This window comes from Amycolatopsis thailandensis (assembly GCF_002234405.1).
GTDB classification, from domain to species: domain Bacteria; phylum Actinomycetota; class Actinomycetes; order Mycobacteriales; family Pseudonocardiaceae; genus Amycolatopsis; species Amycolatopsis thailandensis.
On the sequence record NZ_NMQT01000038.1, the window covers coordinates 1 to 23,099 of the forward strand.

Genomic DNA, 23,099 nt, shown 5'->3' on the forward strand with positions numbered 1-23,099 from the left:
CCCACGAGCTACCTCCTTCCCCTACCCGCCGCTCTTCCGATCTACTTTCCTCTCATCGCATGAGCGGAAAGTCCCCTTCACCACGGATCTTGCGGGTACCGCGGGCCTCGTGGGCGACGGAGGCTCGGCGGCGTTGCGAAAGCCACGTTCGCAACGCTCAACGTTGCGAACGTGGCTTTCGCAACACCCGAAACCGGCAGGTGGACAGGCCAGGCACACGCCACGTTTGCCTTACCCCTCAATAACCCTATTCGCCACTCACGACCACCCCGGCCGAGCGAGGTCAGGTGATGATCGTGACGACCGGATCCCCGGCCTTCGCGGCGGCGGCGAAGAAGGGGACGAGCGCGTCGTAGTGGGCCCGCACGTAGTCCAGCGCGTCGGGCTCGTCCCAGATCGACGGGTAGATCCCCTCGGCCTCGAGATCCGAGAGCTCGACGCCCTCCGAAAGCTTGTCGAATCCGGTCAGCTCCGCCGAGATCGTCCGCACTTCGTCCGCGCTGAAGTACCGCGGCGGCCCGTCACTGTCGGCTTCCCCCAGCAGTGTCCCGCCCAGTACGAAGTCGATCTTCCACCCGGCCCGCCCCACCAGATACCACAGCGCGTTCCACGCCTTGTCGACGTCGACCGTCCGCTCGGTGCCGGCGGCCTTCTCGGCGTAGTCCCAGTACCGGTCGGGCTCCTCGATCAGTTCACGCAGCTCACCTGGGGTGACCCGCAGATACGCACCGCACATGCCCATCGGTCAGAGCCCCGCCATCAGGTCGGTCTCGGTGATACCCGGCCCCTGCCCGGCGCGGATGAACCACTCGATGCCGAACGCCCGCGCGAAACCCTCGTCGGGCATCGCGAGGAAGAACGAGTCCTCGCTGATCTGACTGGCGTGCGCGCGCATCGCGGCCCGCTTGTGCGGCAGGTACGCGGTGACGTCGACCCTCGCCGTCAGGATCGCTTCCGGCTTGCCGAATTCGGCGCCGTCCTCGAAGTCGGGGAGGTCTTCGGCCTTCATCTCCCCGGCCCGCACCGCTTCCTCCATACCGCGGCGCATATCGTCACTGTTGCTCGTCGCCTCGTAGACCCGCGGCGTGCCCGCCAGCTCGGCCGCGCGCATGCCGACGCGGTGCACCTGGATGTGGTCCGGGTGCCCGTAGCCGCCGTTGTCGTCGTAGACGGTCAGGACGTCTGCCTGCTCCTCGCGCAGGATCTCGGCCAGCCGCTGGGCGGCCTCCTCGACGTCGGCCTGCCAGAACGTGCCGGGCACCTCGTTGCGCGGCTCGCCCATCATGCCGGAGTCGGTGTACCCCAGGAACTCCACGCGCTTGGCTCCCAGGACCTCGGCGGAAGCGTGCGTCTCCTGCACGCGGCGCTGCCACAACTCCTCTCCCTCGTCGAGGAACCCGTCCTGGACCTCGCCGACCTCGCCCCTGGTCGCGACCACGAGCACGACCCGGTGGCCTTCCTCGAAGGCCTTGCGCATGACGCCGCCCGCGACGATGCACTCGTCGTCGGGGTGGGCGTGAAAACTCACCAATGTGGCCATGGTGGGGAAACTACCCGGAGGCACCGACATATTCCGGCGCACCGACCCACTCAAGCCGGGAAGACCCGCCGCAGGAACTCCAGCGTCAGTGCCCAGGCCGCCGCGGCGGGCTCCGGCTGGTGGAACATCGGCGCCACATGGTTGTGGAACGCGTGCCCCGCGCCCTCGTGGACGTGGATCTCCGCACCGTCATGAGACGCGACAGCGTCGGCCAGGCGGCGCACTCCCTCGACAGGAATGTAGGGATCGGCGCCCCCGAATTGGAACTGGATCGGGCAGGTGATCTTGTCCAGCAACGGAAGCTGCTCCGGAACCCGGGACCCGTAGTACGAAACCGCGACATCCGGATCACCCTCGGCGGCCGCGGCGTACGCCATCGAGCCGCCGAGACAGAAGCCGAAGACACCCGCGCGCCCATCGGTTTCGGGCAGGGAGCGCAGCATCGCCAGGGTCGCGAGCACGTCGGAGACGGCGCGCGCCGGGTCGAGTTGGCCGGAGACCGCCATCGACGCCGAAATACCGGCTTCGTCGTGCGTGGCCGACCAGCCGGGAGCGATCCGCCAGAACAGTTCGGGCACGGCGACGACGTAGCCGAGCGCGGCCAGGTCGGCGGCGACGGACTTGAGGTAGTCGTCGAGGCCGAAGATCTCCTGGATCAGTACCAGCCCCGGGCCGGAGCCGGATTCGGGCAGCCAGAGCGGGGCGTCGAACGAGCCGTCGGCGACGGTCACCTGGGTCATCGGGTTCCTTCCAGCGCGCGTACGAGGCAATCCGCCACCAGGGCTGCCTGAGTTCCGTCGGGGTCGAGGTCGGGATCGAAGATGGTCAGTTCCAGCCCGGCGGCGCCGGGGATCGCGACGAGGCCGCGCAGCAGTTCGACGAGCTTGTCCGGGCTGAGCCCGCCGGGGTCCGGACTGTCCACAGCGGACACGAACTCCGGGTCGAGGGTGTCGATGTCGATGTGGATCCAGAAGCCGTCCAACGGCGCGAAGATCTCGCGGGCGGCGGCGAGCGCGTCGCCGGTGCCGGACGCCATGATCTCTTGGCTGGTCACGACACGGATCCCGGCTTCCCGCACCTCGGCGGAGTCCTCCGCGCGGACGCCCAGCACGAGGACGTCTTCGTCGCGGACATACGGCGAAAGGCCGTCCACATCGGCCAGTTCCGGCGCGCCTCGGCCGGTCACGACGGCGAGCGCTTCACCGCCGACGTTGGCGACGTGGTCGGAGTTTCCGAGGTGCCGGAAGTCGTCGTGACCGTCGAAGTAGACGATGCCGAAGCGCCCTTCGCGACGCAGGGTCAGCATCGCGGCGAGCGCGATCGAGCAGTCCCCGCCGAGGACGACCGGGAAGCCGCCGTCCGCACGGATCTTCGCGAGCCGCCCGGCGAGGGCCGCGGTGTAGGTCGCGATACCGGCGGCGTTCCGGACGCCGCCGCCGGGTGACCAGTCGGGCAGGTACCGCGGCGGAGTGACCACGCCGCCGTCGGTCGCGCCCAAACGGGTGAGCAGGCCGTGGTCGCGCAGCGCGCCCGGCGCCTTGTGACAGCCAGGGACCGCTCCTTCGGCTGGCGGCCGCAGGCCGAGGTTGGACGGTGCGTCGAGCAGTACGAGATTCCCCATCACCTCACCGTAGTAGTCGTCCCTGGTGTCGCGCCGTCCGTCCCTTTAGGTTGGAGGGAACTGAGGAGGCTCAATGGCGGAGCGGACCAAGTACATCCTCGACGAAGCGGACATGCCGGCCAGGTGGTACAACGTCGTCCCGGACCTGCCGGAGCCCCCGCCGCCACCCCTGCATCCCGGCACCCGCGAGCCGATCGGCCCGGACGATCTCGCGCCGCTGTTCCCGCAGGCGCTCATCGCCCAAGAGGTCACCACCGAACGCTACGTCGACATCCCCGAAGAGGTCCTGGACGTCTACCGGCTCTGGCGTCCGTCGCCGCTGTTCCGCGCGAGGCGCCTGGAGAAGGCGCTCGGCACGCCCGCCCGGATCTACTACAAGTACGAGGGGGTCAGCCCGGTCGGTTCGCACAAGCCCAACACCGCCGTGCCGCAGGCGTTCTACAACGCGGCCGAAGGCGTCACGAGGCTGACGACGGAGACCGGCGCCGGGCAGTGGGGGAGCGCGCTCGCGTTCGCCTGCGCCACTTTCGGGCTCGAGTGCGAGGTGTGGCAGGTCCGCGCTTCGTACGACCAGAAGCCGTACCGCAAGCTGATGATGGAGACCTTCGGCGCGACGGTGCACCCCAGCCCGTCCGAGCTGACCGCGTCCGGCCGCGTGATCCTGGCCGCCGACCCGGCATCGACCGGGAGCCTCGGCATCGCGATCAGCGAGGCCGTCGAGCAGGCGGCGCAGGCGGAGAACACCCGCTACGCGCTCGGCAGCGTGCTCAATCACGTGCTGCTGCACCAGACGATCATCGGCGAGGAGGCGCTCAAGCAGTTCGAACTGGCGGGGGACACCCCGGACGTCCTCGTCGGCTGCACCGGCGGCGGCTCCAACTTCGGCGGGCTCGCCTTCCCGTTCCTGCGCGAGAAACTCGCCGGGCGGATGGATCCGGTGATCCGCGCCGTCGAACCGGCGGCCTGCCCGACGCTCACCCGCGGGAAGTACGCGTACGACTTCGGGGACACCGCCGGGCTGACGCCGCTGCTGAAGATGCACACCCTCGGTCACGACTTCATCCCCGATCCCATCCACGCCGGCGGCCTGCGCTACCACGGGATGTCGCCGCTGATCTCGCACATCTACGAACTCGGCCTCATCGAAGCGCTCGCCATCGGGCAGGAGGACTGCTTCGCCGCTGGTGTGCAGTTCGCCCGGACCGAGGGGATCATCCCGGCGCCGGAGCCGACGCACGCGCTCGCCGCTTGTATCCAGGAAGCGTTGCGGTGCAAGGAAACCGGGGAGGATAAGGTGATACTCACCGCGTTGTGCGGGCACGCGCACCTGGACCTTCCGGCCTACGGCGCGTATCTGGCGGGGAACATCTCCGATCACGAGCTGCCGGAGGAGGCGCTGGCTCAGTCGCTCGCCGGGCTTCCCTAGCTCTCCGCGAAGTGTCATGAAGGGTCCCCATAGGACGAAAAGTGTCCGAAGGGGACCCCTCATGACACGCGCCGGGGGAGGGGGTCAGCCGGTCACCTGATAGCCCGAGGTCCGGTTCCGCCCGGTGTTCTTCGCCTCGTAAAGCGCGCGGTCCGCGATGGCGATCACCGCGTCGAGGTCGGTGACACCGGGCCGGTCGGCGAGCCCGATCGACACGGTGACGTGCTCCGGCAGGTCACCGTGCCGAGCGGCGACGCTCGACCGGATCCGTTCCGCGATCGCGTGGGCGTGCACGGCGGACGTGCCGGGCAGCAGCACGACGAACTCCTCGCCGCCGAACCGCCCGACCAGATCCGTACCGCGCACCTCGGTGCGCAGCGTCTCCGCGATCGCCGCCAGATACCGGTCGCCGACCAGATGCCCGTGCCGGTCGTTGATCAGCTTGAACCGGTCGACGTCGACCATCAGCAGACTGGTGTGCCGCCCCGCGCGCCGTCCGCGGTCGAGTTCGTCGGCCGCGGCCTCGCGCCACGCCTTGGCGTTGAGCAGCCCGGTCTTGGCGTCGCTGCTCGCCTGCCGCTTCAGCTGCCGCAGCAGGACCCCGCGGTGCAGCACCAGCGTGATCCCGACGACCAGCAGCAGCACCACCGGCCAGTCCCGCAGCGCCCACGCCACGATGACGCCGAGCGCGATCGTCGCCGCTTCGAGCGCGTACTCGAAGGGCTTCGCCAGCGCGTCGCGCAGCTTGTCGTGCGGCGTGCCGTAGTACACCGCGACCGTCATCAACGCGGTGTTGACCAGCATGAACACCCCGCCCGCCGCGACCACCGACCAGAACGAGGAGAGGTCGCGCGGGAGTTCGTCGAACGGGACGGCGTACCGGGAGAGGAAGGCGGCGGCCGCGAAGCCCGAGAGCACGGTCGCCGACGTGGAGAACGTCCGCCGGAACAGGGGGTTCGGCTGCCCGCGGAACCAGCGGTAGAAGAACGACAGTGCGATGACGAGCGCGGCCAGCCCGGGGTGCACCAGCAGTACGGCGGAGAAGGTCCAGACGCTGTCGAGCGAGATGTGCGGCGTGCCCGCGAACCGCTCCCGCACCCGCTCCACCGGACGGGACAGCTCCGTGTACAGCACGACGCTCGTGATCAGGACCGCGAAGGGGAGCGCGTCGCCCGGAGTGAACGGGATCCGGAGAAAAGACCAGGCGGATCCCGCGATCGCCGCGACGTCCACCAGGAGGACGAAGCCGATCAAGCCGCGGTTGGGTAGCCGCCACAGCGCCCAATTCGTTAGCGCCACGGTGACGAACGTAATCGGTTGGATACTAGGTGTCACTACGCTGTATGGGTAGGCGTGGGTGCACCACGCGTGACCGGATCGGGTGGCGGAGGGGGTGAGCCCTATGCGCGGGCAGAACTGGTGAGTACCGGGTTCCGGTCTAAAGGGGGTGCGGTGGGGCCACGTGGCGCCAAGCCCGGGTGGCCGGAACAGCCACGACGAGACCGGCCAATGCGATGACCGAGACCGTCGTCGCGGGTGAACCGAGCACGCCGACGAGCAGGCCGCCGGCGATCAGCCCGATTCCCTGCACGGCGATGAGTCCCGACCCGGCGAGGCCGAAGGCCTGGCCTCGTTCGGTGTCGGGGACCAACCGCATGAACGTGGTGCTCGCGGTGACTTGGTAAGCCGCGCACATCCCGGACAGCACGAGCAGTCCGGCGGCGTAGGGGAGCGACGGGGTGAACCAGAACGCCGCGAGCGGCACGATCGCGCCGAGCGCGAGCACTCCGACCATCCGCAGCCGGATTTCGGGCCGCACCAGGCGGCCCAGCACGAACACGCCGAGCACGATCCCCGCCGGATGCGCCGCGAGCAGCAAGCCCGCCGTCGCCGCCCCGCCGCCGATCTCCGCGGCGTAGGGCACGGCGAGACCCTCCGGAACGATCACGAAACCCGCGAGCCACGCCAGGCCGACCAGCGCGCGCAACCGGCGGTCTCGCCAGATCGTGCGGGCACCCGCGGAAAGCCGCCGCAAGGTCGACGTCGCCGGTCCGCCGGAACCCGAAGCGGCCCGGGCGCGGACACCCAGCCGCAGGACGATCGCCGAGATCCCGAATGTCACCGCGTCGACGGCCAGCCCTCGGCCAGGCCCGATCGCGGCGATCACGGCGCCGCCCAGGGCGAACCCGGCCAGCTGGCCGACCTGGTTGGTGATCTTCAGCAAGGACTGACCGAGCACGTACTGATCCCCGCTCAGCACCGACGGCAGGACGGCGGCCTGCGCGGCGGTGAACGGCGCGTTCGCCAGCTGCACCACGACGAGCACCGCGGCCAGTACGGGCAACGGGATGCCGGGGACGGCGAGCACCGCGACCAGGATCGCCCGGACGACGTCGGAGCAGACCATCACCGCGCGGCGCGGGAACCGGTCGGCCAGCCCGCCGAGCAGCGGGCCGCCGATCAGGTCGGGCAGATAGGTGAGCGCGTAGGTGAGCGCGGGCCAGGTCGCCGAACCGGTCCGCTGGAACACCAGGACCGACAGCGCGACCCTGGCCACCTGATCACCGAGGATCGACTGGAGTTCCGCGAACCAGATGGCCCGCAGTTCACCGACCGCGAAGATCTGCCGGAAGGTCGCCATGGAGTCCACTCAAGCCACCCCCACTCGGTCGGGTGAGTCACTCAGCGTACCTCTTTGGACGCGTGCGGTGAACCCTCGAAGTACGTGAAGGCCCCCTTCACTGCGTCTAGCGCAGTGAAGGGGGCCTTCACGTACTTGCGGGGTCCCGGAGGGTGGTTACTCCGTGCCGCAGGTGATCTTCGGCTGCGGGTTGTAGTGCACGTTCCGGGTGTGGCGCCGGACCTCGCGGCCGCTCGCGACGTCCTTGATCACCCGGGTGTCCGAAGTGGTGAAGCCGGGCGCGCCGTTGCTGGGCTTGCAGTTCTCGGCCGGGCCGGGCTTGGTGGGCGGGTCGGACGGGTTGCTGCGGCCGCCGGGGATCGACTCGACGGTGTACTTCTTGGTGCCCCACAGGCGGATCGTGATGTCCGACGGCGTCCAGATGGTCTGGATCGCGACGCCGGTGTCACCGTCGTTGGTGAACTTCAGGTCGATCACGCTGCCGCCGTTGTGGTTCTGGAACACGGTCGCCTCGCGCGCGGCGGGGTAACGGCTGATGTAGTAGCTGTGTTCCTTGTGCTCGGTGTCCTTCATGCCGGCGAAGTACGAGGCGTTGTACAGCGTGGTCGCGAACTGCGAGATCCCGCCGCCGACCTCGCGGCCGGGCGCGCCGTCCTTGATGACACCGGCCTCGACGTAGCCCTGCGCCGCGCCGCGCGGCCCGGTGAACCCGTTGAGGCTGAACGTCTCGTTCGGCTTCACGATGGCGCCGTTGACCTTCTGCGCCACGACCCGGATGTTCGTCCCCGAGTCGGCGGCGAAACCGGAGGTCTTGAACTCGCTGACGACCTCCTTGATGCCGAGCTGGTTGGCCTGCTCGGTGGTCACCTTGGCCGGGGTCTTCTTGTAGGTCACCGGCAGCTCGCGGGTCCCGGTGCGCTTGAGCACGTCGAGCGCCGGCTTGAGGCTCGGCTCCCAGTCGACGACGTTGGCGTCCTCGGAGGGCTGGACGGTCGGCTTGCCGCCTTCGAAGACGATCTGCGCGTCCTTGCCCTCCTTCTCGGTGGACTTCAGCTGCGGGCCGACGGCCTCGATGATCTTGTTGTTGTCGACCTTCGGGTTCAGCACGCCGCCGTCGGCGGGTTCGAAGGTCAGCGCGGTCGCGATGGCCTCGGGCTTGAGGATCGCGTCCTTGCCCTCGCCCTTGATGACCACCGGCGCCGCCACGGCGGGCTTCGCGACCTGGTCGAGGGCGGCGTGGACGGCCTCGGCCGAGACCTTGACCGGGGTCTGGGTGACCGCGAGTGTCAGCGGCTCGCCGGTGGCCCAGCGCTCCAGGATCGTCTTCTTGGCGGCCTCGACGTCGAGCTTCTGCCCGGTCTTCGGCTCGACCGCGACCGGCTTGGTCTCCTCGAAGCGGACGGTGCCCTCGACCGGGTCGCGGTCGACCTTGTCGCGCAGGTTCTCCAGCGCCCCGGTGAGCTTGCCGTCGTCGGTCTGCGTGACGACGCCGACCTCGGTGGTCGTGAAGAACGACGCGATCCGGGTGAACGGGTTCAACGGCTGGTCGCCGGCCTGGTCCAGGGTGGCGGGCCAGTCGAGGCGCAGGCCCGCGTTGGTCGGCGCCAGCGATTCCTCGGCGTCGCCCGCGACGACCTTCACCGGCCGGGTCAGCCGCGGCTCGATGCCGCCCCTGAGCTCCTTCTCGGCCGCGGTGCGGTCCATCCCGCCGACGTCGACCCCGGCGACGGTGACGCCGCGGGGGACGCTGCCCTGGGAGACCAGCACGTCGAGGGCGTACGCGACGACCAGCAGGCCGAACACGCCGCCGCCGATGAAGGCGGCCTTGCGGTAGCTGCGACGGCGCTTCGGTGGCGTGGGCTCCTGAGGCGTGGCAGACTCCGCGAACCCGGGCGTGACGACCGGGAGAATGTCCGTCTGCTCAGCGTGGGACTCGGGCCAGCGCGGTTCCTGCGGCAACTCTCCACCCTCCACGGTCCGGTGAGGCCGGACGTCGTGATCGAACATCCGGGCCTTCCACACGTTCCGGACGTATGTTCAAGATACGGGTGGCGTTTTGTGGGTCTGCAACTCGCCCGGTTGGGTGAGCGGGTCACTCCGACGGGTGGTCACCGGGTGTCAGGTTCCGGGTTTTCGCTCACTCTGGCGTGAAAACCGAGGTCACAGCCTTCGCCGGCTTGCGTGATGTGTTCGGAGCACGACGCGCCGTGACCCCGGGAGTACCACGAGGGTGGCGTGGTCCACCGCGCGCGGAGGCGTTGCGATTCCGCATCATCGCGGTCACGAGGTCCAGAGTGGACGAGCGGGCGGTCGGAGTCCGAGTCGGACTGTCCGGCTCGGATACGATCGGAGACCCATGACGCGCCTGCTGCTCATCGCCGACACCCATCTGCCATTGCGCGCAAAGGCGCTGCCGGAACAGGTCTGGCGCGAGGTCGACGCGGCGGACGTCGTCGTGCACGCCGGCGACTGGGTCGCCCCCGCCCTGCTCGACGAACTCGAGACCCGCTGCGAGCGGCTCGTCGGGGTCTGGGGCAACAACGACGGGGCGGACCTGCGGGCGCGGCTTCCCGAGATCGCGCGGGTGGAACTCGACGGCGTCCGGCTCGCCGTCATCCACGAGACCGGTGGCAAGCAGGGGCGCGAGCGCCGCTGCGACGAGCGTTTCCCGGACACCGACGTCCTCGTGTTCGGGCACAGCCACATCCCCTGGGACACCGTCACGCCGAACGGGCTGCGGCTGCTGAACCCCGGCTCGCCGACCGACCGGCGGCGGCAGCCGTTCTGCACGTACCAGACCGCCGAAATCCGCGACGGCCGGTTGTGCGATGTCGCTCTTCATGAGCTGCCTCCGCGTCGCTGACGGGGTAGACAGGTAGCCATGGAACCGGCGCAGGCGTTGAGGGAGATCGCGTTCCGGCTGGAGCGCGCGGGCGAGCCGAGTTACCGGGTGCGAGCCTTCCGTCAGGCGGCTTCGGTGATCGCCAAGGTCAAGCCGGACGACCTGCGCAAACGCGCCGAGGCGGGCACGCTGACCGCGTTGCCGAACATCGGCAAGGCGACCGCGGCCGTCGTCGAAGACGTCCTCGCCGGCCGTCGTCCCGCGTACTTCGAGAAGATCGGCGAGCCGAAGCTGCCCGACGGCGGCCCGATGCGGGCGGCGTTGCGCGGCGACTGCCACACCCATTCGGACTGGTCCGATGGCGGGAGCCCGATCGAGGAGATGGCCGAGGCCGCCCGCGCGCTCGGGCACGAATGGATGGTCCTGACCGACCATTCGCCGCGGCTGACCGTCGCCAACGGCCTCTCGCCCGAGCGGCTGCGACGGCAGATGGACGTCGTCGCGGAACTGAACGAGACGATGGCGCCGTTCCGGATCCTGCACGGCATCGAGGTCGACATCCACCTCGACGGCACGCTGGACCAAGAGGAAGACCTGCTGGCGCAACTGGATTTCGTCGTCGCGAGCGTGCATTCGAAGCTGCGGATGCCCGCCAGGGAGATGACGCCGCGGATGCTCGCCGCCGTGCGGCATCCGCGGGTCCGGGTGCTGGGGCATTGCACCGGGCGGCTGGTGATGGGGGCGCGCGGGAAGCGGCCCGAGTCGGAGTTCGACGCGGAGGCGGTGTTCACCGCGTGCCGGGACAACGGCGTGGCCGTCGAGATCAACTCGCGTCCCGAACGCCGGGACCCGCCGACGCGGCTGCTGAACCTGGCCGTGGAGCTGGGCTGCGACTTCGCGATCGACAGCGACGCGCACGCGCCGGGGCAGCTGGACTGGCTGGTCTACGGCTGCGTGCGCGCCACCGAGCTGGGGATCGAGCCGGACCGGGTGATCAACACGCGGACCGCCGAAGACCTGCTGGCCTCGGGCTAGGCGCTTTCCCCGCCGGGCGTGTCATGAGGGGTCCCCTTGAGACAAATTTCGTCTCAAGGGGACCCCTCATGACACCGGGCGCTAGCCGATCTCGTACGGGTCCCCGTAGACCTTCCACTTCAGCGGGGTGTGCAGGTCCAGGTTGCCGTCGTTGAGCCATACCAGCTGGGCCGTGTCGATCCGCGACGTGTCCGCGTGCGCCTCTTCCTGCTTCATGACCACGCGCCGCGCGTCGAGGAACGCCTTCAGGTACGCCGTCTCGTCACCGCCCTGGGCCGGCGGCTTCGCCTTCTGGAGCGCGGCCGAGCGGATGCCGCCGAAGCTGGCCTGGCTGGTGCCGGGCCCATGCATCACGATGGCGTCGTAGTAGATGAATTGTCCCAGAGCGCCCAGTCCGTCCGATTTGGCCTGGTTCACCGACGGGTCGAAATAGACGCGATCGCGTTCGCCGTTCTGCGCTTCCTTGAAGTCCGCGCGTCCGGCGGCCTCCTTCCACGCGTTTTCGAAATCGCTGCCGAGGCCTTCGTGCGAATCGCTGCCGTCCACTTTCCGTAGCGCCGGAAGGTATTCCGCGAGCGGGTTGTCCGGGACCGAGTTCGTGTAGCGCTCGACGAGGTCGAGCATGTCGCCGGTACCGGAGCAGAACCCGATGATGCCGGCGGTGTACCCGCGTCCGTCGCCGATGTCCTCGATGTAGGAGTACTGCGCTTTCCAGTCCAGCGAAGAGTTTTCCGCGCTGGAGACGATCTGCATCGCGATCTCCTTCTTCTCCGGCGAGGCGAGGTCGCCCCCGGAGGCGAAGATCGACGCCGATGCCGGGGCGGGATCGGCGGACGCGTGTGAAGAGAGCGCGACAGGGCCGGAAACGGCGAGGGCGAGAACGGAGACCGCGCCGAGAGCACGACGCATCGCGGGCCGCAGGGTGTCACTCATGAAAGGTGTCCCTTTCCACAGATAATTGTCATTCTCTGTCAGGTGTGGCTGCGGCGTGGGCACACGATAACCAGGGGTGACAGTTTCCGGCAAGGGGTCGATCCGGTTGAAGATTTTTGCTACAGGGTCGCGAAGCGCAGACCGGCGTCGCTCAGCCTGTCGATCAGCGCCTGCCCCATCGCGGTCGCCGTGGTGACCTGTCCGGCCGTCTCGGGCAGTTCGTCCAGCGCCAGGCACAGGGCGGACTCGCCGAGCATCTTGGCCGTCTCGCCGTAGCCCGGGTCGCCGCCGGACACCTCGGTCACGACGCGCTCGCCGTCGCTCTCGGCGTGGAACCGCACGGAGAACCACGACCGCGCGCGGCGCTGTTCGTCCGGTCCGCCGCCGGGCTTCAGCAGTTTCGACAGGGCCCGCCGCGCGGGCGGGATCTGGGCGGCTCCGAAGAGGACACCCATCCCGGCGGCGCCGGCGACCACCGTCGGAAGTCGTTTGATCGCCGCGAAATGCCGGTAGGTGAAGTCGGGGCCGTACGCCGGGAGGGCGGCGGCGGACCGTTCGACGATCATCGGGTCAATAGTCGGCAGCGGCACCGCCCAGAAGCCGTCAGGACTGCGGTGCGGAGTGCCGAGCGAGGCCCGCGCGCGACGGCCCGCCGGGCGGGGTTCGGCCGCGGCGCGGTCCCGCGCGGCGCGGATACTCGGCGACAGCCGGGAAAACGCGGTCAACGCGGAAAGGAACGTGCCGCCCGAAGGTGCCGCGCCCGCGCGCACGTAGCCGTCGATCCGGATCGGTTTCCCTTGTGGCAGCAGGGAAACCGTGAAAAGGGCGCCGAGGTCGTGTGGGATCGAGTCGAAACCGCACGCGTGCACCAGCCGGGCGCCGGTCTCGGCGGCGCGGGCGTGATGGGCGAGGTACATCCTGTCGACGAACTCGGGCTCACCGCACAGATCGGCGTAGTCGGTCCCGGCCTCGGCGCACGCGGCGACCAGAGGTTCTCCGTAGTGGACGTACGGGCCGACCGTGGTGGCGACGACCTTGGTGGACTCCGCGACCTTCCGCAGCGAGCCCGTGTCGGAGACGTCGGCTCGCAGCAGCGGTAGCTCACCGAACTCCGGATTGATCGAGAAAAGGTTTTCCCGCAACGCTTCGAGCTTGCCGGGATCGCGGCCGGCCAGTGCGAGACGCAGGCCGGGTGGCGCGGTGCGCGCGAGATATTCCGCCGTCAGGCCACCGGTGAACCCGGTGGCGCCGAACAGCACGACGTCGTGGTCACGGTCGGTGAGCATCGCCCCACACTACCGCCGGTCACCGCCGGTCGCCGGTGTAGACGACGGCGGCGCCCACCGCGTCCACGCCCGAGATCAGCTCGGCGAGCGCCTTCGGGAGTTCCCGGTGCGTGGCCTCGGCCCAGGTCCGCAGGCCCGCGCGGTCGAGTTCCGGTTCGCAGAGGTCGTCGAGGCCGATGGTCCAGGCCAGCAGGGCCAGGCAGACCGAATGCGGATCCGGCCGTTCGGTGCCGAGGACGGCCGTCCTCGCCTTGCTGCGCGCGGCCGTCGACATCAGCAGATCCCGCGGCGGGTAGCGGTGATTCTTCCGCATGAGCACCCGGTCGGTCTCGCGGTCGATCACTCCCGCGGTGAGCAGATTGTCCGCCACTGTTTCCCCGAGATCCTGGCGGAGATGGTCGACCCATTCCCGGACGGTGTGCCCCTCGCGTTCGCCGAGGATTTCCGAGAACACCCGATCCAGCGGGGGATGCGCGAGGCCGCGACGGGTCAGCGGCCTGATTCGCTTGCGTTCCACGGTGATCCGCTCGGCGAGGAGGAGATCACAAAGCGCGGCACCGGCCATTCCGATGCCGAGTCCCGTGCGGCGCAGTGCGGGTTTTCCGGTGAACTCGTCGTGGGCTAGGAAGAACAAGGAATCGACCAAGGTCAGCCGACGCATGAATGGCACGCCCTCCGGCGTTGTAGTGCGGGACGGCCAAAGTAGCGGTAGGCCGGGTACCACTGCGACCCGAGGTCCGTTTTTAGCCTGAACGGACGTATCTCGCCGGGTTGCCCGGCCCTAAGGTTGGATGGCTTTCGCAAGATCAAGAACGCGAACCGACCGCGTTCGCCGACAAACAGACGTCCGGGGGGACGGGTTCATGGGTACGCACAGACCGCGGCGCGGTCTCGGCCAACGGCGCCTCGGTGCCGCTCAGATCGTCTTCTTCGTGGTGGCGGCGGCGGGCCCGCTCTTCGCCATCGCGGGCGGGGTCCCGACGAACTACGCGGTCACCGGCAGTGTCGGTGTCCCGCTGTCGTTCCTCCTGCTCGCCCCGATCCTGGGGCTGTTCGCGGTCGGGTACGCGGCGATGAGCCGCTACATCACCAACGCGGGCGCCTTCTATCCCTACGTCGCCAACGGGGTCGGCAAATCCACCGGCGCCGGCATCGCGTTCGTCACGCTGATCTCCTACAACGCCATCCAGATCAGCATCTACGGCCTGTTCGGCTGGTCGGTCTCGACCTGGCTCGGCACGCTCACCGGGTCACCGCCGCCGTGGTGGCTGTGCGCGCTGGTGATGGTGCTGATCGTCGGCGCGCTCGGGGTCCTGCGGGTCGATCTCAACGCCAAGGTCCTCGGGGTGGCGCTGTGCCTCGAAGTCGCCGTCGTCGTGATCGTCGACATCGCGTTGTTCGCGAATCCCGCCGGTGGCAGCGTTTCCTGGGTCCCGCTGGAGCCTGCCAGCCTGTTCACCACCGGAGTCGGGGCGGTGTTCGCCTTCTCCGCCGCGGCCTTCATCGGTTTCGAAGGCGCGGCGACCTACGGCGAGGAGACCCGCGAACCCAGCCGTACGGTCGGCCGGGCGACGTTCGCCGCGATCGGTCTCACCGCGGTGCTCTACGTCGCTTCGTCGCTCGCGCTGGCGGTGGGCGCCGGACCCGACGTCATCGTCACCGCCGCTGCCGCCCAAGGGCCCGATCTGCTGTTCAACCTGGCGGGGCAACATCTCGGCGAGACGTTCTCCAACGTCGCGTACACGCTCTTCGTGACCGGTCAGTGCGCGGCGCTGCTGAGCTTCCACAACGCCGTCGCGCGCTACTTCTTCGCGCTGGGCCGGGAAGGACTGCTGCCGCGTTCGCTCGCCAAGACGAGCAAACGCACGGGGGCGCCGGCCGCCGGTTCGCTCACGCAGACCGCGCTCGCCCTCGCCGTCGTCTCCCTGTTCGCGATCGCGGGCCGCGACCCGGTGACCGAACTGTTCACCTGGCTCGGCACGACGGCGTCGACCGGGGTCGTGGTGATCATGATCGCCGTCTCGCTTTCGGTGATCGGCTTTTTCAAACGTCGCCGCCAAGCCGAAAACGCTTGGCGCCGTTGGATCGCGCCGGGACTGGCGATCCTCGCGCTGTCGGCCGTCCTCGCGCTGATCCTGCTCAACTTCGACCTGCTGCTCGGTCCGGCCGGGAACTTCCTGCTGCGCTGGGGATTGCCGGGTCTCGTGGTCATCGCGGCCCTGGTCGGCTTCCTGCGCGCGGAGGTGTTGCGGACGCGGGATCCCGAGACCTACGCCGCGATCGGCGGTCCGCTCGAAGGTGAAGACGAAGAGCCCGCGAAGCTCCGGGCGGGACGATGATCGTGCGCTCAGCCGAACTGTCCGAAATGGACATCGTGGTCGACGTGCTGACCGAGGCCTTCCATGAAGACCCGGTCAGCGTGTGGGTCTTCCCCGACGCCGAGCGCCGCCCGGTGGCGTTGTCGATCTTCCATCGGGCGATCGTGCGCGGAACCCTCGCCGCGGGCGGCAACGTCGACGTCACCGACGACCTGTCCGCCGCCGTGCTGTGGACGCCCAGCGGTGAGGAGGTCGTCGACGGCGACGCGTTCGCCGGGCTCACCGGGGAAGAACTGGGCAGGCTCGCGGCGTTGTTCGAGTTGATGACCGAACGCGCCCCCGCCGGCGAGTACCGCCACGCGCAGTTCATCGGTGTCCGCAAGAGCGCGCAACGGCAGGGGATCGGCGGATGGCTGCTGCGACACGGACTCGATCGCAACGGCGCCGTGCCCGCATATCTGGAAGCGAGCAGCCCGATGAGCGCGAAGTTGTACCGGCGGCTGGGTTTCCGTGACCACGGCCCGGCTTTCGCCGTGGCGGGCGGGCCGCCGATGCAGCCCATGTGGCGCGAACCGTGACAGATCTCTCGTCGATATGTCTATAAAGGACTGGTAAAGTCGCGGGCAGATGACGACGAACCGTGCCCCCGCCCCACGGCACCGTTCCGTCTTCTTCCTTCTGATCTTGCTCGTCTTCGCCTTCGTCACGCCGACCGTTCCCCACGGGCACGGCCGGACCGCGAAGGAAGACCCTGTCGCGGTCTTCGCGACCCATCCGCTGCCCGCCTTCCACGGCGGCCAAGCCGTTCCCCTCGCCGACGTGCCCGCCGAAACGGCGACCGTCGAACTCCTCGACGCCGGTCCCGCCCCTGAGCAGGGCGAACCCGTCGTCATCACCCGCGCGGTGCCCCAGGCTCCCGCGCGGGCGCCTCCGCGCTGATCCGGTCCTCACTCCCGCATTCAGCCACCATCGGAGGTCTCCATGAGTTCCGGTCATGCCCTGCTGGCCGTCGGCGGGGCGTTCCTCGCCGCCGGTGTCATCGCCAGAGCCGGCGCCCGCATCGGGCTGCCCACGATCCCCCTGTTCATGCTGGCCGGTTTCGTCTTCGGCCCCAACACCCCCGGACTGTCCCTTGTGGACGATCCGAAAGAACTCGGTGTCCTCGCCGGGCTCGGCCTCGTCTTCCTCCTGTTCTACCTCGGCCTGGAGTTCTCCCTCGACGACCTCGCCAAGGGCGGGCGCAAACTCGTCTGGTCCGGGCTGATCTACCTGATCCTGAACATCGGCGGCGGACTCGCCTTCGGCTTCCTGCTGGGCTGGGGAACCCGGGAAGCGCTGGTCATCGCCGGCGCCATCGGCATCTCGTCGTCGGCGATCGTCACGAAACTCCTGCTCGAAGCCCGCCGGATGAACCACCCCGAATCCCGGCTGATCATGGGCATCATCGTGATCGAGGACATCTTCCTCGCGCTGTACCTGGCGTTGCTGCAGCCGGTGCTGTCCGGCGCGGGGAGCTTCGCCACGGCGGCCGCCGACTTCGGCAAGGCCTTCGCGTTCCTGATCGTGATGGTCGCGCTCGCCCGCTGGGGCGGCCGGGTGGTGTCGAAACTGTTCGGCTCGGCCGACGACGAACTGCTGACCGTCTGCTTCGTCGGTGTCGCCGTCATGGGTGCCGCCGTCGCCGAGGAGGTCGGGGTGTCCGACGCCATCGGCGCGTTCATGGTCGGCATGATGCTCGGCGGCTCGAAGGTGGCGCCGCGCATCCACAAGCTGGTGCTCCCGCTGAGGGACGCGTTCGGCGCGCTGTTCTTCTTCATCTTCGGGCTCAGCATCGACCCGAACGCGGTCGGCTCGGTGGTCGTGCCGGTGCTGATCGCGGTGGCGCTGACGATCGTGCTGAACCTGGGCGCGGGCGCGCTGGCCGCGCGGCTGAACGGGTTCGGCCGCCAGGCCGGGGTGAACATCGGGCTGACCGTGCTCACCCGCGGCGAGTTCTCCCTGGTGCTCGCCGCGATGGCGACCGCCGCCGGACTGGACTCGCGGGTCGCGCCGTTCGTCGCGGGCTATGTCCTCCTGCTGGCCGTGATCGGTCCAGTCGCGGTCATCCGCTCGGAGAAACTCACCTGGTTGCTACCGGCGAGTATCGTCCGGCAGGATTCGACCACCCGGGACCGCGAAGAGCCGGCACCGGTGACGTGACGAGGAGGCCCGGGTGACCGAGCGGTTCGGCGGCTATCAGAACGAGATCTACCTGCAGGGGCTCGGCGGGACCTTCCCGCCGTGCTCCACCGACGCCACGAAGCTGGAGGAGTCGGCGCGGGAGGTCCTGGAGCCCGGGCCGTTCTGGTACGTCGCGGGGGCGGCCGGTTCCGGCGCCACCGCGCGCGCCAACCGGGAGGCGTTCGACCGCTGGCGCCTGGTGCCCCGGATGCTCACCGGCGCCACCGAACGCGATCTGTCGACGACGGTCCTGGGGACGCCGATGCCGGCGCCGGTGCTGCTGGCGCCGGTCGGCGTCCAGTCGATCGTGCACGAGGGGGCCGAACCGGCGGCCGCGCGCGCCGCGGCGTCGGTCGGCCTGCCCTACATCATGTCGACGGCGTCCTCCACGAGCATCGAGGACGTCGCCGAGGCCAGTGGCGAGGGGCCGCGCTGGTTCCAGCTGTACTGGCCGACCGACAACGACGTCTGCGCGAGCATCCTGGCCCGGGCGAAGGCCGCGGGCTTCACCACGCTCGTCGTCACGCTCGACACCTGGACGCTGGCCTGGCGCCCGAACGACCTCGACCACGCGTACCTGCCGTTCATCAAGGGCGAGGGACTCGGTGTCCCGCTGAGCGACCCGGTGTTCCGCGGCCTGCTGGAGAAGACGCCCGAAGAGGACGCACCCACCGCGATCCTGCGCTGGATCTCGATGATCACCGGCACCGACAGCACCTGGGACCGGCTGCCGTTCCTGCGTGAGCACTGGGACGGGCCGATCGTGCTCAAGGGCATCCAGCACCCCGACGACGCGCGCCGCGCCGTCGAGACCGGGATGGACGGGATCGTCGTGTCCAACCACGGCGGCCGCCAGGTCGACGGCGCCGTCGCCTCGCTCGACGTGCTCCCGGAGATCGTGGCCGCCGTCGGCGACCGGCTGGAGGTCCTGTTCGACTCTGGCATCCGCACCGGCGCCGACATCGCCAAGGCGCTCGCGCTCGGGGCGAAGGCCGTGCTGGTGGGACGGCCCTGGGTCTACGGCCTGGCGCACGCGGGGGAAGACGGCGTCCGGCACGTGCTGCGGAGCCTGCTCGCCGACCTCGACCTGACCATGGGCCTGTCCGGGCACCGGACGCTCGCCGACCTCACGCCCGCCTCCCTCCGGCACGCCTGACCCCCGCGTTTCGTCCTCTGGATGCGGTAGTTCGCGGCACCAACTACCGCATCCAGAGGACGAAACGCGCGGGGTGAACGTGGCGTGGTGGTGACGTGGGGGATATTCGGAGGCCCCGCTCGTCACGCACGGCTATCCTGGTGCCGGTCATGGCTTCTCAACCTTCCCCGCTCGGCGCCCTGCGCGCTCGCCTGCCCGAATTGATGTCGCGCGACGAGCACCGCCTCCGGCGCCGGCTCGACGGTGCCCGGAAAGCGCGGAACGCCGAGTCGATCACCGCGCGGATCGAGGCCGACATCGAGGCCGCGGAGCTGCGGGTCACCCGCCGCCGCGACGGCGTCCCGAAGATCTCCTATCCCGAAGAGCTGCCCGTCAGCCAGCGCAAGGACGAGATCGCCGCCGCCATCCGCGACCACCAGGTGGTGATCGTCGCGGGGGAGACCGGCTCCGGGAAGACGACCCAGCTGCCGAAGATCTGCCTCGAACTCGGCCGCGGGATCCGCGGCCAGATCGGCCACACCCAGCCGAGGCGGCTGGCCGCGCGCACCGTCGCCGACCGCATCGCCTCCGAGCTGAACACCGAACTGGGCGAGGCCGTCGGCTACAAGGTCCGGTTCACCGATCAGTCCGGTCAGGACACGCTGGTCAAACTGATGACCGACGGCATCCTCCTGGCCGAGATCCAGACCGACCGCATGCTGCGGCAGTACGACACGCTGATCATCGACGAGGCGCACGAGCGCAGCCTCAACATCGACTTCATCCTCGGCTACGTCAAACAGCTCCTGCCTCGCCGTCCCGACCTCAAGGTGATCATCACCTCGGCGACGATCGACCCGGAGCGGTTCTCGAAGCACTTCGGCGACGCGCCGATCGTCGAGGTCTCCGGCCGGACGTATCCGGTCGAGGTCCGCTACCGGCCGATCATCGACCCCGACGATCCGGACGCCGATCAGGATCGCGACCAGACGCAGGCCATCTGCGACGCCGTCGACGAACTCCAGCACGAGGGCCCCGGCGACATCCTGGTGTTCCTCTCGGGCGAGCGGGAGATCCGCGACGCCGCGGACGCGCTGTCCAAACAAGACCTCCGGAACACCGAGATCCTTCCGCTGTACGCGCGGCTTTCGTCGTCGGATCAGCATCGCGTCTTCCAGCGGCACACCGGGCGCAGGGTCGTGCTCGCGACCAACGTCGCCGAGACGTCGCTGACCGTGCCGGGCATCAAGTACGTCGTGGACCCCGGCACCGCCCGGATCTCGCGCTACAGCCACCGCACCAAGGTCCAGCGGTTGCCGATCGAGCCGGTCTCGCAGGCGTCGGCGAACCAGCGCAAGGGCCGCTGCGGCCGGACGTCGGACGGTATCTGCATCCGGCTGTACTCCGAAGACGACTTCGACGCGCGGCCCGAGTTCACCGATCCCGAGATCCTGCGGACCAACCTCGCTTCGGTCATCCTGCAGATGACCTCGCTCGGCCTCGGCGACATCGCGGCGTTCCCGTTCGTGGAACCGCCGGACCGCCGCCAGGTCACCGACGGCGTCCAGTTGCTGCAGGAACTCGGCGCCTTCGAGATGTCGGACGGCAAGAAGCTCACCGAGACCGGTCGCAAGCTCGCGCTGCTCCCGGTCGACCCGCGGATGGCGCGGATGGTCCTGGAGGCCTCGCGCAACGGCTGCGTCCGCGAAGTGATGATCATCGCCGCCGCACTGTCCATTCAGGACCCGCGCGAGCGGCCGGCGGAGAAGCAGCAGGCGGCGGACGAGCAGCACGCGCGGTTCGCGGACAAGACGTCCGACTTCCTGGCGTACCTGAACCTGTGGGAGTACGTCAGCGAGCAGCAGAAGGCGTTGTCCACCGGCCAGTTCCGCCGGATGTGCCGCAACGAGTACCTGAACTACCTGCGCATCCGCGAATGGCAGGACATCTTCAGCCAGCTGCGTCAGCTGGCCAAACCGCTCGGCATCACCCTCGCCACCACCGCCGACGGCCCGGTCGATCCGCAGCGTGTGCACACGTCGCTGATCGCCGGGCTGTTGTCGCATGTCGGCCTCAAGGATCCGGCGAAGGGCGACTACCTCGGGGCCCGCGGGGCGCGGTTCTCGGTGTTCCCGGGGTCGGCGCTGTTCAAGAAGCAGCCGCGGTTCGTGATGTCGGCCGAACTGGTCGAGACCTCGCGCCTGTGGGGCCGGGTCAACGCGCGCATCGAACCGGAATGGGTCGAGCCGCTCGCCGGGCACGTCGTGAAGCGGAACTATTCCGAGCCGCACTGGGAACGCAAGCAGGGCGCCGTGATGGCCCTGGAAAAGGTGACGCTGTACGGCGTCCCTCTGGTGGCCGACCGCCGCGTCAACTACGGCCGGATCGACCCGGAGACGAGCCGCGAGCTGTTCATCCGGCACGCGCTCGTCGAGGGCGACTGGGAGACCCGGCACCACTTCTTCCGCGAGAACCGCGCGCTGCTCGACGAGGTCGAGGACCTGGAGAACCGCGCTCGCCGCCGCGACATCCTGGTCGACGACGAGACCTTGTTCGAGTTCTACGACCAGCGTGTCCCGGCCGACGTCGTCTCCGCGCGGCATTTCGACAGCTGGTGGAAGAAGGCGCGGCACACCGAGCCCGATCTGCTGAGCTTCGAGAAGACGATGCTCATCAACGAGACCGCGGGTGGCGTGCGCGAGGCCGACTACCCCGACTTCTGGACCCAAGGCAACCAGACCTTCAAGCTCACGTACCAGTTCGAGCCGGGGGCTGACGCGGACGGCGTCACCGTGCACCTCCCGCTGCCGGTGCTGAACCAGGTCACCGCGGACGGTTTCGACTGGCAGGTCCCCGGGCTGCGCGAAGAACTGGTGACACAGCTGATCAAGTCGCTGCCCAAGGCGATCCGGCGCAACTTCGTGCCCGCGCCCGATCACGCTAAGCTGGTGCTCTCGCGGGTCGGCCCGGCCGACGGGCCACTGCTGCACGCCGTCGCCGACGAGCTGGAAGCGCTGCGCGGGGTGGTGATCCCGGACGACGCCTGGCAGCCCTCGGCGGTACCCGAACACCTGAAGATGACCTTCCGCGTGGTCGACGTCCGCGGCAAGAAGGTGTCCGAGGGCAAGGATGTCGAGGCGCTCAAACGGGATTTGAGCGGCCAGGTGCGCGCGACGATCTCCAAGGCCGCGGACAGCATCGAGCGGCAGGGCCTGACGACGCCCGCGTTCGGCGAGCTGCCGAAGGTGTTCGCGAGCAAGCAGCGCGGGCACGACGTCAAGGCGTATCCGGCGCTGGTCGACGAGGGCGGCACCGTGGCGGTGCGGCTGCTGGACACGCCGGGGCAGCAGGAACAGTCGATGTGGGCGGGCACGCGGCGGATGCTGCGGCTGAACATCCCGTCGCCGATGAAGTTCATCACCCGCAACCTCGGCAACTCCTCGAAGCTCGTGCTGAACCGGAATCCGCACGGTTCGGTGGCGGCATTGCTCGAAGACTGCGTCGACTGCGCCGTCGACAAGCTCGTGGCCGACAACGGCGGCCCGCGCTGGGACGAGGCGGGCTTCGCGGTCCTGCTGGAAAAGGTGCGCGCCGGGCTGAACGCCGGAGTGCTCGACGTGCTGACCAACGTCGAGAAGATCCTGCGCGCGGCGAACGACGTCGAGACGCGCTTGGCCGACACGCGCGGCCCGAAGGATTCGCTCGCGGACGTGCGGGCGCAGCTGGACGGGCTGGTGCACAAGGGTTTCGTCACCGAGACCGGGCAGGACAGGCTGAAGCACGTCGTCCGGTACCTGCGGGGGATCGAGCGGCGGCTGGAGAAACTCCCGACCGAGCCGACCCGCGACATCCAGCGGACCGGCGACATCGCGTGGCTCCGCAACGAGTACCAGTCCGCGCTGGACGCGCTGCCGCCGGGGACTTCGTCTCCCGCGCTGCGCGAGATCCGGTGGATGATCGAGGAGCTGCGGGTGAGCTTCTTCGCCCAGACCCTCGGCACGGCCCACCCCGTCTCGCTGAAGCGCGTCATCAAGGCCCTGGACGACGCCGCCGCTGCCCGCATTTAGTCCTCTGAATGCGGTAGTTCGTGCCGCCAACTACC

The 23,099-nt window shown here is 69.3% G+C and carries 19 protein-coding genes; 9 read left to right on the forward strand and 10 right to left on the reverse strand.

Annotated elements, in window-relative coordinates; genetic code table 11:
* Window positions 1–283: 283 nt before the first annotated feature.
* From CFP71_RS12075 to CFP71_RS12090, 4 genes are read right to left on the reverse strand one after another with little or no spacing between them, the layout of a single operon-like run.
* A complete protein-coding gene (locus CFP71_RS12075) occupies window positions 284–742 on the reverse strand; it encodes a YfbM family protein (RefSeq protein WP_093933937.1) in 459 nt (152 codons plus the stop codon).
* A 3-nt stretch (window positions 743–745) separates the two neighbouring features.
* Window positions 746–1,540: a PIG-L family deacetylase gene (locus CFP71_RS12080; protein ID WP_093933938.1), complete on the reverse strand. Its 795-nt coding sequence runs from the start codon at window positions 1,538–1,540 to the stop codon at window positions 746–748.
* Between the two features lie 50 nt (window positions 1,541–1,590).
* Window positions 1,591–2,280, reverse strand: a complete 690-nt coding sequence (locus CFP71_RS12085; RefSeq protein WP_093933939.1) for a dienelactone hydrolase family protein — start codon at window positions 2,278–2,280, stop codon at window positions 1,591–1,593.
* Complete coding sequence (locus CFP71_RS12090; protein ID WP_093933940.1) at window positions 2,277–3,161, reverse strand: arginase family protein; 885 nt, start codon at window positions 3,159–3,161, stop codon at window positions 2,277–2,279. The genes CFP71_RS12085 and CFP71_RS12090 overlap by 4 nt, the downstream gene beginning before the upstream one ends.
* 73 nt (window positions 3,162–3,234) lie before the next feature.
* Here CFP71_RS12090 and CFP71_RS12095 point away from each other — a divergent pair, with 73 nt between their 5' ends.
* On the forward strand, window positions 3,235–4,587 hold the full coding sequence (locus CFP71_RS12095) for a TrpB-like pyridoxal phosphate-dependent enzyme (RefSeq protein WP_093933941.1): 1,353 nt from the start codon (window positions 3,235–3,237) through the stop codon (window positions 4,585–4,587).
* 84 nt (window positions 4,588–4,671) lie between these two features.
* On the opposite strand, the gene CFP71_RS12100 is transcribed toward CFP71_RS12095, so the two are convergent.
* The 3 genes from CFP71_RS12100 to CFP71_RS12110 all read right to left on the reverse strand — a co-directional run bounded on the left by CFP71_RS12100 (window position 4,672) and on the right by CFP71_RS12110 (window position 9,187).
* Window positions 4,672–5,886, reverse strand: coding sequence for a GGDEF domain-containing protein (locus CFP71_RS12100; protein WP_244199643.1), 1,215 nt, complete (start codon window positions 5,884–5,886; stop codon window positions 4,672–4,674).
* Between the two features lie 139 nt (window positions 5,887–6,025).
* On the reverse strand, window positions 6,026–7,237 hold the full coding sequence (locus tag CFP71_RS12105; RefSeq protein ID WP_093933943.1) for an MFS transporter: 1,212 nt from the start codon (window positions 7,235–7,237) through the stop codon (window positions 6,026–6,028).
* 147 nt (window positions 7,238–7,384) lie between these two features.
* A complete protein-coding gene (locus tag CFP71_RS12110) occupies window positions 7,385–9,187 on the reverse strand; it encodes a VanW family protein (protein ID WP_208635938.1) in 1,803 nt (600 codons plus the stop codon).
* 397 nt (window positions 9,188–9,584) lie between these two features.
* Between CFP71_RS12110 and CFP71_RS12115 the strand changes: the two genes are divergently transcribed.
* Both CFP71_RS12115 and CFP71_RS12120 read left to right on the forward strand, forming a co-directional pair.
* Complete coding sequence (locus CFP71_RS12115; RefSeq protein WP_093933945.1) at window positions 9,585–10,091, forward strand: metallophosphoesterase family protein; 507 nt, start codon at window positions 9,585–9,587, stop codon at window positions 10,089–10,091.
* A gap of 18 nt (window positions 10,092–10,109) precedes the next feature.
* Window positions 10,110–11,105: a PHP domain-containing protein gene (locus CFP71_RS12120; RefSeq protein ID WP_093933946.1), complete on the forward strand. Its 996-nt coding sequence runs from the start codon at window positions 10,110–10,112 to the stop codon at window positions 11,103–11,105.
* A gap of 81 nt (window positions 11,106–11,186) precedes the next feature.
* Here the strand turns inward: CFP71_RS12120 and CFP71_RS12125 are convergent, their stop codons facing one another.
* The 3 genes from CFP71_RS12125 to CFP71_RS12135 form a co-directional block, all read right to left on the reverse strand.
* Entirely contained in the window at window positions 11,187–12,038 is an 852-nt protein-coding gene (locus CFP71_RS12125) for a chitosanase (protein ID WP_093933947.1), read from the reverse strand.
* A gap of 119 nt (window positions 12,039–12,157) precedes the next feature.
* Window positions 12,158–13,324: a saccharopine dehydrogenase family protein gene (locus CFP71_RS12130; protein WP_093933948.1), complete on the reverse strand. Its 1,167-nt coding sequence runs from the start codon at window positions 13,322–13,324 to the stop codon at window positions 12,158–12,160.
* Window positions 13,325–13,343: 19 nt separating this feature from the next.
* Window positions 13,344–13,985 (reverse strand): GOLPH3/VPS74 family protein, encoded by a 642-nt coding sequence (locus tag CFP71_RS12135; protein WP_093933949.1) that lies wholly within the window; start codon window positions 13,983–13,985, stop codon window positions 13,344–13,346.
* A 202-nt stretch (window positions 13,986–14,187) separates the two neighbouring features.
* Between CFP71_RS12135 and CFP71_RS12140 the strand changes: the two genes are divergently transcribed.
* The 6 genes from CFP71_RS12140 to hrpA all read left to right on the forward strand — a co-directional run bounded on the left by CFP71_RS12140 (window position 14,188) and on the right by hrpA (window position 23,064).
* A complete protein-coding gene (locus CFP71_RS12140; protein WP_093933950.1) occupies window positions 14,188–15,663 on the forward strand; it encodes an APC family permease in 1,476 nt (491 codons plus the stop codon).
* Window positions 15,660–16,220: a GNAT family N-acetyltransferase gene (locus CFP71_RS12145; protein WP_093933951.1), complete on the forward strand. Its 561-nt coding sequence runs from the start codon at window positions 15,660–15,662 to the stop codon at window positions 16,218–16,220. Before CFP71_RS12140 ends, CFP71_RS12145 begins: the two co-directional genes overlap by 4 nt.
* A gap of 49 nt (window positions 16,221–16,269) precedes the next feature.
* Window positions 16,270–16,581, forward strand: a complete 312-nt coding sequence (locus tag CFP71_RS12150) for a hypothetical protein (RefSeq protein WP_093933952.1) — start codon at window positions 16,270–16,272, stop codon at window positions 16,579–16,581.
* 42 nt (window positions 16,582–16,623) lie between these two features.
* Window positions 16,624–17,841: a cation:proton antiporter gene (locus tag CFP71_RS12155; RefSeq protein WP_093933953.1), complete on the forward strand. Its 1,218-nt coding sequence runs from the start codon at window positions 16,624–16,626 to the stop codon at window positions 17,839–17,841.
* A 13-nt stretch (window positions 17,842–17,854) separates the two neighbouring features.
* Window positions 17,855–19,018 carry an alpha-hydroxy-acid oxidizing protein gene (locus tag CFP71_RS12160; protein ID WP_093933954.1) on the forward strand — a complete coding sequence of 388 codons (1,164 nt, stop codon included), beginning with the start codon at window positions 17,855–17,857 and terminating at the stop codon, window positions 19,016–19,018.
* A 149-nt stretch (window positions 19,019–19,167) separates the two neighbouring features.
* Complete coding sequence (gene hrpA / locus CFP71_RS12165) at window positions 19,168–23,064, forward strand: ATP-dependent RNA helicase HrpA (protein ID WP_093934017.1); 3,897 nt, start codon at window positions 19,168–19,170, stop codon at window positions 23,062–23,064.
* Window positions 23,065–23,099 lie beyond the last annotated feature (35 nt).